Raw genomic sequence first — 12711 nt, forward strand, 5'->3', positions numbered from 1 at the left:
ATGGGAGTAGCTCATAGTTTTTCCTCGGGTTCTGTTTGTGTGGTTACTTACAGTTTACACCAATGAAACGCTATGAGATTTTTTGTTGAACTATATTTTACAATTTATCTCAAGATAAAGATTTTTAGAAAGCAGCTCATCTATATGCTTTGCTACATTTGACCATGTAAGAAAAACATCGTTACAATGATTCTTCTGTAATTTCAGTCCCTTTGCATCGTGCCATTCTCCGCTTCCTCTTTCGCCTGATACAGCATGAGAGCCTCCGCCGATTCCATATTCATCTTTTAGGAAATTCGCTTTTTCCTGAAGTGTGTGGTTTTCTTTAAAATATTTTGTAATTCTCTCTTTTCCTTGAGCAACTCCGCTTCCTCTTGAAATCGTAGAAAGAATTTCATCTTCTGTGATAAAGCCCTGCACCTTTGGAAGTTCGGTAAGGTTAGAGGTATATTCCTTTCTTGGTAGTTCAAGTTCCTGTAATCTCTGATAAAGGCTATCTACCTTGTGATAATGAAATCTTAGTACATCTTTGTTTTCTTTATATCCTTTCAAAAAGCGACTGTACTCGGAAATAACATCTTTTAGATAGTCAGGATTTTTAAGAGCTTCCGATAACTGCCTTGTTTCTTTCGGAAAGCCACCACCTCTTTCTATAAAGTCAAAATATCCCTGTGCTTTCCCTTCTTCGCTTAAATCGTGATATAGATACCATAGCGATTCTGAAACTCTATCTCTTTCATAGTCCTGTGCTTCTAAAAGCTCTACATTTGTAGCAAACTCTCCGCTTTCCAAAAGCTCATTTATTCTTCTTGCAGCATCACTCCAGCTTAAAATTTGCGTCATATCTTCTCTTGCAGAAGTACCGTAGGCTAAATGAATACCTTTATCCGAATACCAGGAAGATACTTCTGTTTCATTAAGAGATAAACCATTTACGCCTTTGAATGTATCTTTAAGGTATTCTCCTAATTCTTCTAATGTTTTTCCTTTAGAAAATTCAGCAACGATAAGAAGTCTGCCACCCTCATGGTTTCCACCGTTTACAAGAATACTGTCAATTTCATTTTGAGTAAGAGGTATTGTAAGTTTAATTTGTCCTGAGCTGTTTTCAGGCAAAGAAAAAGAAGCCTTGTCAGCTTCTCTTATCTCTTTATCCGTATTTTCTTTTAGATTTCCACTACTTCCTTGATTGTCATTTCTTTGAGGGCTGAAATCATCGCTTTGTACTGCGGATGGCTCTCGTCCTCTATCTTCCAAGCCATCATCAGTTTCGGCTTCTCTGCTCTCATAAACTCTATCGCCTGTTTCTGAGTATCCATCAGGTATTTGGTTAGTTTTTTCTCCTTGTATAGATCCACTAACATCTCGAAGTGGCTCTGCTCCTCGCTGTTGGAAAGATAATCCAGCCTCATCACTGCGTACACTGGATTCGGATATTCCCTCATAAAGTCCGTCTCTTCCTCTAACTGATTCAGTGTATTCTCTTTGATTTTCTCTATTATCTCGTCCGTACTCTCCATTTCGGAAAATTCGCTCGTTTTCACTAATTCTTTCCTGATCATCTCGTCGAAGTACATTTTCTTCTACCTCCTCTAATTCTTCTTTTATTTTATTATGTCCTGCTTCTTTACCTCTTAAAACTTCTTTTTGAAGCTCTAAATCTTTGCTTTTTTGAATGGTTGCATCAATGACTGTTCCACTAATATCCGACACCGTTTCTCCAAGGCTCATAAGAGAAATGCTGTCAAGCATTGCAAAATTTTCCTTTAACATTTCCTTATCCATAGGATAGTCTAACTTAAATCTTGAAGCTACTGCATAGCTTATCGAATCCCTCACAAATTTAGTAAAGGAAATTCTATCTTCGGAAGCTACCCTAAGCTCATTCATCAGACTATCTATTTTTTCATCTCCGTAAAGCCTGCTTAAAGAAAAGATATTTTCTAAGGTGCTTTCACTATCTTCATAGCCCTCACTTTTTATCATTTCTTTTAATACATCTCTATGAGCTTCTTTATCAAATCTCCAAAGATTTACCTCATTAACATCTCTGTTTTTAGAAACAGTCTGACTAATATCAAAGATATAGTCCACCTTTTTGTATGTGCCATAGTCCTCTAAAATGGGAATACCCTTTTGACCTCGCCTGACAGTTCGGTTAAAGTGTTCTCTCCAGTAGTCAAACTTGGCACAAGCTGTCGCTTCAGGATTTTTATCATAAATACTTAACTGACTTCTAAAATCGTATTTCTGGTTGTTTCCGACAACTTTTAAGAGCTTCAGATACTCTGCTTCACTATGCAGAACATCTTGTTTTACAAGCTCCAAAATGTTAAGAAAATCATTTATTCGCATTTTTACCTCCTTCTTCTAATTCCCTCGATTTCGAGGGAATTGATATTCTATTCCTAATTTTTAATATTGCTTTATAACAAATTTTATTTGTCCTTCTATTTCGTTCAAAAATTCTTCCCTTGAAGATTTTCCTTGTGCAATATCCGATAACTCCATTTCCCACTTTGCGGTTGTTTCTGCCGATTTAAAAGTATCTGCTACAATCGTTATAAGGCTAATTCCTTTATGCGTGGATATTAGATTTCTCTTGTCTCTTTTTATAAAACCTTTATAAATCAAATTTTCTATAATCCCCGCTCTTGTCGCAGGCGTTCCAATACCTTTTCTTTCTACTTCAACATTTTTATCTAATACATTATTTCCTGCAATTTCCATAGCTTTTAAAAGACTTTCTTCTGTAAAAGGTTTCGGAGGTGTCGTATATTTTTCTTTTATCTCTTTATTTTTAATCTCCAATACATCTTTAATCTTTATCGCTGGAAACACAGCTTCTCCCCCCTTTTTCGTTTTATATTCTTTTAAAAATTTAGTAAAACCCTCTATTACAATAACTTTTCTGCTATTTGTAAATTCAAAACTATCAAACTCAGCTACAATTTTTGTTGTATTTTCCACTAATGAATATCCCATACTTGCATGAAGCTTATTTAATATAAATCTGTATAACTTTGCTTCACTTACAGGAAGTTTGGATATATCTTCTTTTAAAGAGCTTACAGTTGGAATAATAGCATGATGATCTGTAACCTTTTTAGAGTTAAATACTACCTTTATACGCTGTGTATCAAAATCATTTTTGCCCAAGATATTATTTACTATATTTATAATCATATCTTCCGGTAAATATCTACTGTCTGTTCTTGGATAAGTAATAAGTTTTTTCTCATACAGGCTTTGAGCATAATCAAGTGTCTGTTTAGCACTAAACCCAAAATACTTATTGCACTCTCTTTGAAGGGTAGTTAAATCAAATGGCAACTCAGGTTTTGTTACTTTTTCTTTTTGAACGACATCAGTAATTTCAATGGTGTTCCCTACCAAATTAAATAATTGGTCTGCAACTGTCTTATTATCAATTCTATCAGTAGAAAGAGTAAATCCGTCTAAATCAAGATCTATTGTGTAGTATTTTTCTTTCTTAAAATTTGCTATCTCCTCATCTCTACCAGTAATCATAGCAAGAGTCGGTGTCTGAACTCTCCCAACACTGTAATTTTGTCTATAGAGGCAAGAATAAAGCCTACTTATATTCATTCCGACAAGCCAATCTGCAATTGCCCTTGCCTGTGCCGATTCAAAAAGATTATCGTAAAAACTTCCGTCTTTTAGGTTATCAAAACCATCTTTAATTGCAGTATCTTCCATAGATGAAATCCAAAGGCGTTTCATCTTCTTTTTACAATTTACCTGATTGTAAACAAGCCTGAAGATTGCTTCTCCTTCACGCCCTGCATCGCAGGCATTTATTACGATGTCTATTTCCTTATCGTTCATCAGCTTTTTAAGAATCGTAAATTGTTTATTTGTGGACTTTGCAATCTCATACTTATATTCTTTTGGGATAATCGGTAAATCCGCCATATTCCACTTGGCATACTTTTCATTGTAACTTTCAGGATTTGCCATCTGAATTAAGTGTCCTACGCACCAAGAAACCCTATATCCGTTTCCCTCATAATATCCGTCTTTCTTTTTTGTAGCTCCAATCACTTTTGCAATAGAGATTGCAACACTTGGCTTTTCAGCAATTACAAGTTTCATATATAATTTTCCTCCTGTTTCAATATAAGAGGGCGAAAGATTTTACTCTCTCGCCCTGTGTTTTGCACCAAACATTGTATAGTTTTAGGTGCAAGTTTACTCTAACTCATCATCTTCTTTATCTTCTGTTTTTGCTTCATCTGCTTAATTTTCGCTTTCTTCTACCTCTGAAAAGAAGTCATCATCTTCCTCCTCAAAGCCTTCAAGCTCCTTATCTTCTTTTTTCTTAATAACCTTGAAATAATATCCTGCACCTAATGCTCCTGCTACTACAAGAATGAGAATTAAGTAGGTTCCTGTATTGCTGCTTTCTTCTTTTTTCACTGGTTTAAGCTCTTCTTTTTGTGGTTCTTCTTTAACAATCTCTTTCTCCGGTGCTTTCTTTTCTATCATATTTAAGAGATCATCTTCAGATACTTCAGTTAGCAGCATGACATTCTCGCTATCCTCATCATGGTTAATGATTAGATGAAAAGTCTTACCGTTTTCAGTTGTAAAGGTAACAAACTGTCTTGCATCCGCTGAATACATATCGTTAGCTTTATTGTCTTTGCTTTCATTATGGTGAATTGGATAATCATTGTTCGCATTATCTTTATTTTCCGTAACGGTTCCTCTTGCCTTTGATGGTGCTGAAGCAACTCCTTTATTTGTATTTACATTCTTAGTCGAACCGTCCATTGAAGAATCCTGACTACCGTTATTGGCAGGCTGCTTTGGTGTCAGCTTGTTTGGATAACGAACTTCCTTTTCTTTCTCCTTTGATTTATCACTATTTTTATCTTTTGTATTTGCTCCTTTACTTTCCTGTGTGGCAGAACCTTTACCACTGCTATTTATAGATGTTTGTGGTGATACATTTCCTGTTCCTTGTTTAATTCCGGAGATGGGGCTAATCGGTGTTACAGTAGGATTATGCGTAACAGGAACTTTACCGACCTCATTAACCTTTTTCTCAAGTTCCTTAATCTTATCAGTTAGCTTGTCTATCTCCTTTTTCATATCTGCTGATAAGTCTTTATCGTCTTTGCTCTTTTCAAGTTTTTCCTTCAGCTTATCTATTTTTTCCTCAAGGTCTTTGATTTTGTCCTTTTGCTTATCGCTTAATTTATCCTTGTCCTTAATATCCTGATTTAGCTTATCAAGTTTTTCTTTAAGTTCTTTAGACTCCTTTTCCATTTTGGAAATATCATCTTTGCTAAGCTCTGTTTGAGTTCCCTTATTTCCTGTCTTTGAAGCATTTGATTGGGAGACTTGCTCAGATTTTGAGCTTTCATTTTCTGTTTGCGTTTCTTTATCCTTAGCTTCAACTTTTGCTACTTTACGGATAATTTCATCTTTACCATCACCATTTACTTCGTAAAATAGAAAGTCATCTATAAATTTCATATCATCAGGAATCATTGGAAGATCTCCACTGTCAAGAAGCTGCCCTTTTTCAGCCATAATCTTTTCCTCCTTAAAGACTTTTTCATCTTCAAAAATATACTTAACATTAACCTCTACTTCCGTTTGAGCAACAACTTCTATCGGGTTTACAAGTGTCGGAAGCAAACCTCCCTGTGCAAATACAATCTTACTACCTGCAAATAAAGAGATTGCTACTCCCACAATCAAAAGCACTGCTCCAAGAGCCACTCCCACAGCCTTTTTATTCTTCATTTTTTTCATTTCCGTTCTCCTTTTTCACTTCTGCTTTTTCTCTGTTTACTTTTGCCATAAGATCAGAAATTGTAATGTTGTTCTTTCTGCAAATGGCAATAATTTCTTCGTTTTCAAGTTCTTCTTCACGAATGAACAAAGGCTCCAATTCTTCATCAATCAGAGCCTTTTTATCTTTCAATTTCTTTATTCTGTTTTTTACTGCTGTCAGTTCTTTTTTCAAATTGTGTCCTCCTTATCTGTTTACATTTGGCGGGAAGCCATAGCCTACGGGATGATGCTTGCAGAAAGTTGCTATCCAATCATCTAAAGTTGTTACTCTGATTTGTCCGATATTATCTATCACCTTGCCATCGCCTATATAAATTCCTACATGACCATAGGTAAGTCCTGCTGTACTTCCGCTACTACTGCTTTCAACTGCAACAAGCATTCCTACCTTGAGTTTTGATTTATCCGATGTAAAGGTATAGTTTCGGTACATATCACAGGCATTTCCTCCGATATATCCAAGTCCTGCATTTTGATAAACCTGAGATACCCACATGGCACACCAGCCTGCTCCCGGAGATGGTGTCATATATGCTGCCTTTACAATCTTCTTTTGCACTTCGCTTGACGCTTCATATTCAGCTCCGCCACCAACACCACCATTTGCTGTAATCAGGTCAGTATTTCCGAACAGTTCGCCCATATTACCTTGAGCAAGAAATAAGACTTCATAGTGTTTCAAGTTATCAGGATAGTTTGCAAAAACCTGTCGGATAATGCTATCCATCTCTTTTTTATGAAGTGTTACAATGAGTTTCTTGTACTCGTAAGGTTCTTCATGGCTTTCGGTATATTCGTTTCCATCTTCATCGGTATAGTTTTCTGTAACTATCCTGTATCTAATTTCAATTTCTTCCTTATACTCAAGCCTATACATGGACTTAAAAAGCTCATTTAACACAGAGCTTACTTCTGATACATTCTTTACTTCTCCGCACCTTGATGTAATGTAGGATAAAAGCTCATGGACATTATGACCGATATACTCTGTGTTTTTTAGGATGTACTCGTCATATCCGGGATAATTTTCTTTGATATTATCAACCTCGTTTTGCAGCTCCTTTTCCATCCCAGAAAAATTCTCATTGATTTCACTTAATACATTAGGCTTTGATAAATAACTTGTTGTAAGAACTGTACTTGTAGAGTTCATAAAGCCTGTCATTCCTGTCCCTGCAAAGTTAATGAAGAAAGTTCCCAAAATAATAAGACCTATGAAAATAATCATAAGTCCCTTCGCCTTTCTTAATATAACTTCCTTTGAACTTTTAAGACTGCCGATAAGCCCTTCCTTAATGCGATCTCTAAGCCTTGATTTATTCTGTCTTTTAATGGAATCTTTCATCTGCTTTCGCTTTTGAAATCGCTTAAAGTTATTTGCTTTTTGATACTCCTCCGTCTTTTTCAGTTCCTCTTTGGCATCTCGAAACTCTAATTTGGATTTTCGCTTTCTGATTTTATAGTCCTTATTTGTAAGCTCATATCCTTTCTTTGCTCTTTTTTTATCCGAGTAGTTCTTAATGCCATGAATGAGTTTTGAGCTTGTATCGGCTGTCTTTTCTCCTGCCTCTACGCCTTGATTTTCATCGCTTCCATGAGATAAATAATCTCTTACGGTTTCACTTCCTTTTGCTAAGCCCGATAAAGTAGATACTTTAGACGCCTTATCCCTGAAAATTGTTTCCTGTTCTTTAGAAAGCCTGTTTTTCTTTTCTCTATCAAGAATGGCTTCTTTTCCACTTTGTTTACTATCTACCTTTTCCTCTTTAGCTTCTTTGTCCTTTTTTCTGGTATAGAGCTTATCGGAATAGTTTTTTCTCTTATAATTTCTCTTTTGAGCCTTTTGGCTTTTTGAAAAGCTTCTTGTATCTTCTGCTTTATGATGAAGATTCTCTTCTACATCATAGGTTGACTCAAAATAGTCGCTATCCCTAAAGTCATTGTCATATCTGTCTATGATTCCATCATTGTCGAGATCTTTTCCTAAAGGATCATAGATTTTTCCATCCTTAACCTCAGTACCATAATCCGCTTTCCCGATTTTTTCCTGACTTACACTTCCTGTTCCAGAACTTCTATACCTTCTATTTCTTTTAGAAGTTTTTTCATTTCGTTCAGTTTCTGAACTTCTCTTACTGACCTTTTCATGCACCTTATCTTGAAATCGGTCTTTGTCATGGACAATTTTCCCTCTGTAATCATCGTTATGCTTTAACTTACTTTCTTCAGGCTCTATGCTGCCATTACTTTGCAGTGTTTCCTTTTCAATCCTTGCCCTTTGCCTTTCCTTAAAGTCCCTTTTCAGTTTCTTTCCCATAAGCCTACCTCACTTCTTCAGGCTTGGTTGTCATCTTCTGATAAAGGATTGTGTCTTTCGGGAACTTATCAAGGAAAGGAACAATGGTGTTTCCAAAGAACAAAAGTCCTTCTCCTGCATTGGAATTGGTTACATATTTTAGCTGTGGCTGAGAGATTTTAAGTTTCCTTGCTAAAATTTCTCTATCGCCGGAAGCCTGATTAAGCATTAAAACAAAGTCCGTATTATCAAAGATATTTTCAATTTCCTTACTCATAAGTAGGTCTTTGACATTTTGTGTAATGCCTGTCGGGATTCCTCCCCACTTACGAAATCTTTTCCAAATCTCTACGGAATAGGAAGCTGTCTGCTCGTCTTTTAACAATAAGTGAAACTCGTCTATATAGTACCTTGTAGCCTTATTTCCTCTGTTTTGTGATACTTTGTTCCACACCTGATCCTGAATAACAAGCATTCCGATTTTTTTAAGCTGCGAGCCTAATTCCTTAATGTCAAAACAAAGAAGCTGCTTATTTAAGTCCACATTGGACTGATGGTTAAATACATTAAGAGAGCCTGTTACATAAATCTCCATTTCCGTTGCCAGCTTCTTGCCGACTTTTTCTTCCTGATTTTTTAACATATCATACAGATTTTGAAGAATCGGCATATTACAAGGCTCCGGATTTTCAAAATACTTTTCATAAATCTTAGGCAGGCATCTATCTATAACCGACTTTTCTTCTGCTGTAAGACCACTACCGCCAACTACTAATTCAAGCATAGACATAATAAAGTTTGCTTTATCTTTCAGTGGTGCGTCCCCATCGCCATAGTTCATATTGATGTCAAGGGGATTTAAATAGTCTTTTGACTTACTGCTGACCTTTATGACTTCTCCTTTAAACTGACACACAAGGTTTCCGTACTCGCCTTCCGGATCGCAGATAATCACATCATCATCGGTTGTAAGAATGGCATTTGCCATTTCTCTTTTCGCACTAAAGGATTTACCACTTCCCGGAGTTCCGAGGATTAGACCGTTTGGATTTTTCAGTTTCTTTCTATCTGCCATTATCAAGTTATGACTTAAGGCGTTTAGTCCATAGTACAAACTGTTTGCCGAATTTATGAAAAGCTCCTCTGTGGTAAAAGGCATAAATACTGCCGTAGAAGATGAGGTTAGGCCTCTGTCAATTTCAATCTTATTTACCCCAAGAGGAAGTACACTGATTAAGCCCTGCTCCTGTGAGTAGTCAAGTCTTTTTAGCTTGCAATTATGCTTATTGGCAATAGAGCTGATTTGAGAAATAGTGTTATCCAGCTTTTGGATTGTCCTTGCAAAGTTCATAAAGATGATGGTTACAACAAACATTCTCTCATCTCTTGTCTGCAAGTCTTTTAAGAGGCTTTTTACATCTTCCCCATAGGTGATTAAATCGCTTGGAAGAATGTCCATATCATACCCTGACCTTACAGCCTTTTTGTTTTCCTCAATCTTCATCTTGTCAATATCGGTATTTTTTCTTTTGACCATCTTGATGGCTTCAGACTGTTCGATTGCCTTAATGTGAAATGAGATATTGATGTTATCATCTATATCTAAAAACTCTGCAAGCATACGGTCTGAAAGCTCACTTGCAAGGATTTGAAAATGACTTGCTGCTCCGATAAACTTTCCAAACTTAAAATACCTTGACGGTGTAAAGTTAAATTCATCAGGAGCAATATATGTCTTTGTACTTTCCTTCTTCTTTAAGTCCTTATATGAAAATTCAAAGGTCTTATTCGGATTTAAAACATCATGAAGTATCTTTAGCCTTTCCTCTCCGTTAAGGCTTTCTGCTCTTACTCCCATACTTTTAAGACTCGATAATATATCTATCTCCAGTCTTTCCAGTTTTGAAGTAGCCTGCTCCAAATTGTCAGCTTCCACTGTAAATGTTACATACTTTGATTTTTTCAGTCCATTATTTCCCTTTACAATCTGACTTTTCAGCATTTCTCGAAACTCAAGGCGTATATCATCAAACCCGTCCTTTTTATCTGGTATTTGAATTGCCGATTTCATTTCTTCATTTCTGCCAAGCTGATTGATATATGAAAACTCTATGCTGACACTTGGATCAAAGGAATTAAGAAAGTTTGCAAATTGGTTAAAAATCAAATCCCTATCTTCTTCTAAGGCAAGCTGATAGTTTATATCCTCAAAAGCGATACTCTTATTAAAATGCTTTTCATCAATCTGGCATATTCCGCTTTTTAAAAGTCTAAGATAGGGAATAGTATCTTCAACTGTGTATCTTTTCGGCTCTTTTTTTAAGATAAGGTCAAGTAGTCCGCCTTTATCTTTTTTAGACTTTCCCTTATTTTGCTTTAAGTCCTGCTTTTGACTTCTTAAATCCTTTTTGTTTTGCATGAGCTTTAGCTGCTGAATCTTTCTTTTGTCTTTCAAGATAAACCTCCTTTCTCACTCTTTTTTGTGGCTGATAAAATTTGTGAAGGTAAATATACTTAAAATATTTCTCAAAGCTAAGTCCGTCCTTTTCAAAAAGAGTGATGAAAAATATAGGGAGAGTGGACACAATGAGAAAGATAACTGCTATATCATTTGGAACGACCTTTCGCATAAATAAATAGATTGGTATTCCAATCAGCCCTGCAATCGTAAAACCGATAAGCTGTCTTTTCGTCAGATTAAATGCTACCTTTGTTTTGACCTTCTTTAAGTCTTTTGGGATAGGTACATACGCCATAACTTACCTCCCATCTTCTTTTTCCTTTGAAAGTTCTTCTATATGCTCATATACGGAACCGATTTCTTCCTGAATACTTGCAATCTGTTCATCGGTACTTCTGTTATATCTTTCCTGTATTAGACAAAAATCATTATGGCAGCGACCAATGTCTTTTGTTCTTTCTTCCAAGTCATTTACCTTACTGTGAAGCCTGATCCTATCCATCACTGCCAAAATACCTGTTCCAACTGCTACTGCTATAAATACTGTTTTTCTTTTGTTCATATTACCCTTCCTTTCTTTTAGTGTGCATTTAATACGCTTTTGGCCAGTGTTCCGCTCTTTAACATCATTAACCCCAGCAAAACCGCATATCCAAGTATTGTAAAGGTACTTGTGTGTATATCTGTTATTTGTATTGTCTTAACTAATACTGCGTATATTCCAAGACAAACCATTAAAAAGAGTCCTTGTAGTCCTATGGCAAATAATCCTTTGATATAGTTGGTTCCAATCTGTCCCCACTCTTTGTTTCCCATTGTGGCAAATGGAATGGCTGAAACAGATGAGTAAACATAAATCTCAAACATTCTTCCGTATACTACAAGCATGATCACAATGGAAATGACCTGTATTGCCACTTTTATGAGTGAGGTTTCAAATAGTATCATAACCAGCTCTCCAAGACCTTTATCTTTTAAACCATCTACCATTTTTACTATCTGATCTCCGGAGATAACGGCAGAGGTATTGATAACCCCTGCCGCTTTATTTACCATGTGCTGTGCCACATCAAAGACTGCCATAGAAAACTCGAAAGCATGAGACACTAACCACACGGCAATCCACATCTTTATGATATATTTGAAAAATTCAAAGGTATCCGTATCGTGCATATTGTTCTTTTGCATAACCATATTGATAAGCTCGATACAAAGGACTGCCGTTATGATTAACCCTGCTATGGGGATGATAACGGAATCGTTAATGCTTTTAATAAAGCTGAAAACCTGACCATTCCACCCCATCGGTGTCTTTCCTACATCCGTTGCAATCGCACCAACTTTATCGTTGATGTCAAGAAACATGGACTCAAGATTTGCTTGGATACCGCCCAGTAGAAGGTCTTTGAAAAACTCCTCTATCTTGTCGAATATCCCAAACATTTATCTTCTCCTTTTCTTCTTACTTGAGTACATTTGCAAGAAGTGGAATCAGCTTTAATCGGATAAGGACAATGCCACCTCCTGCCATTAACTGCTTAATACCCTGAGATTTTGCACCCGGATTGTCATTACCATAACCTTCCATCAGGTTAATAACGCCCCATGCTCCAAGTCCTGCACCTACTGCCATAACTAAAATCTTTAATACATTTACTGCCTGTGTAAAAAATTCCATTGTTTATTCCTCCTCGTTTTCTTCTTTCTTTTCAATCTTATTATATGATTTCACTACAAAGTTTTTAAAAGTCTTATCGCCCTTTACTCTTTCTTTGAAATAGCCAAATACATGAATAAAATCACCCTTTTCAAAATTTCTTCCTGTATCTGCCTTATCTCCATAGGCTGCACAATTGATGTATTCCTTTCCCTTACCATATTTCTTAACCAGTGTGAAATTTGCTACTTTTACTTCTTCATCCTCTCTCTCAAAACTTGAAAAAGTAGGCTCTGATACCAAATTGGCATTGATGTTAATCATTTCTTGCTTCATTAAAAATTTCTCCTTTTCTTTTCGATAAATTGTAAAATATAGTTCAACAAAAAAACTCATAGCGTTTCATTGGTGTAAACTGTAAGTAACCACACAAACAGAACCCGAGGAAAAACTATGAGCTACTCCCAT

Annotated in this window: 10 protein-coding genes and 1 pseudogene; all 11 read right to left on the reverse strand. The window is 36.1% G+C overall.

Going from position 1 to position 12711, the window contains the following annotated elements:
- Nucleotides 1-102 precede the first annotated feature (102 nt).
- Nucleotides 103-2355 (reverse strand): annotated as a pseudogene (locus FQ204_RS09565) (conjugal transfer protein); the annotation flags it as partial.
- 60 nt (nucleotides 2356-2415) lie between these two features.
- Nucleotides 2416-4116 (reverse strand): DNA topoisomerase 3, encoded by a 1701-nt coding sequence (locus FQ204_RS09570; protein WP_144211020.1) that lies wholly within the window; start codon nucleotides 4114-4116, stop codon nucleotides 2416-2418.
- Nucleotides 4117-4260: 144 nt separating this feature from the next.
- Nucleotides 4261-5787, reverse strand: coding sequence for a CD1107 family mobile element protein (locus FQ204_RS09575; RefSeq protein ID WP_186286699.1), 1527 nt, complete (start codon nucleotides 5785-5787; stop codon nucleotides 4261-4263).
- Nucleotides 5768-6001, reverse strand: coding sequence for a conjugal transfer protein (locus FQ204_RS09580; RefSeq protein WP_144211023.1), 234 nt, complete (start codon nucleotides 5999-6001; stop codon nucleotides 5768-5770). The genes FQ204_RS09575 and FQ204_RS09580 overlap by 20 nt, the downstream gene beginning before the upstream one ends.
- Before the next feature lie 12 nt (nucleotides 6002-6013).
- Entirely contained in the window at nucleotides 6014-8146 is a 2133-nt protein-coding gene (locus tag FQ204_RS09585; RefSeq protein ID WP_144211025.1) for a CHAP domain-containing protein, read from the reverse strand.
- A 4-nt stretch (nucleotides 8147-8150) separates the two neighbouring features.
- Nucleotides 8151-10580 (reverse strand): VirB4-like conjugal transfer ATPase, CD1110 family, encoded by a 2430-nt coding sequence (locus FQ204_RS09590; protein WP_144211027.1) that lies wholly within the window; start codon nucleotides 10578-10580, stop codon nucleotides 8151-8153.
- The gene (locus FQ204_RS09595) at nucleotides 10492-10881 is read right to left on the reverse strand and encodes a PrgI family protein (protein ID WP_144211029.1); all 390 of its coding nucleotides are present in this window, start codon (nucleotides 10879-10881) and stop codon (nucleotides 10492-10494) included. The genes FQ204_RS09590 and FQ204_RS09595 overlap by 89 nt, the downstream gene beginning before the upstream one ends.
- A 3-nt stretch (nucleotides 10882-10884) precedes the next feature.
- Nucleotides 10885-11148 carry a conjugal transfer protein gene (locus FQ204_RS09600; protein WP_144211031.1) on the reverse strand — a complete coding sequence of 88 codons (264 nt, stop codon included), beginning with the start codon at nucleotides 11146-11148 and terminating at the stop codon, nucleotides 10885-10887.
- A gap of 17 nt (nucleotides 11149-11165) precedes the next feature.
- On the reverse strand, nucleotides 11166-12029 hold the full coding sequence (locus tag FQ204_RS09605) for a VirB6/TrbL-like conjugal transfer protein, CD1112 family (protein WP_144211033.1): 864 nt from the start codon (nucleotides 12027-12029) through the stop codon (nucleotides 11166-11168).
- 19 nt (nucleotides 12030-12048) lie between these two features.
- Nucleotides 12049-12264: a Maff2 family mobile element protein gene (locus tag FQ204_RS09610; RefSeq protein ID WP_144211035.1), complete on the reverse strand. Its 216-nt coding sequence runs from the start codon at nucleotides 12262-12264 to the stop codon at nucleotides 12049-12051.
- Between the two features lie 3 nt (nucleotides 12265-12267).
- Nucleotides 12268-12579, reverse strand: coding sequence for a single-stranded DNA-binding protein (locus FQ204_RS09615; protein WP_144211038.1), 312 nt, complete (start codon nucleotides 12577-12579; stop codon nucleotides 12268-12270).
- Between the last annotated feature and the right edge of the window lie 132 nt (nucleotides 12580-12711).

This window comes from Streptococcus constellatus (assembly GCF_902167705.1).
Taxonomy (GTDB): Bacteria; Bacillota; Bacilli; order Lactobacillales; family Streptococcaceae; genus Streptococcus; species Streptococcus constellatus_A.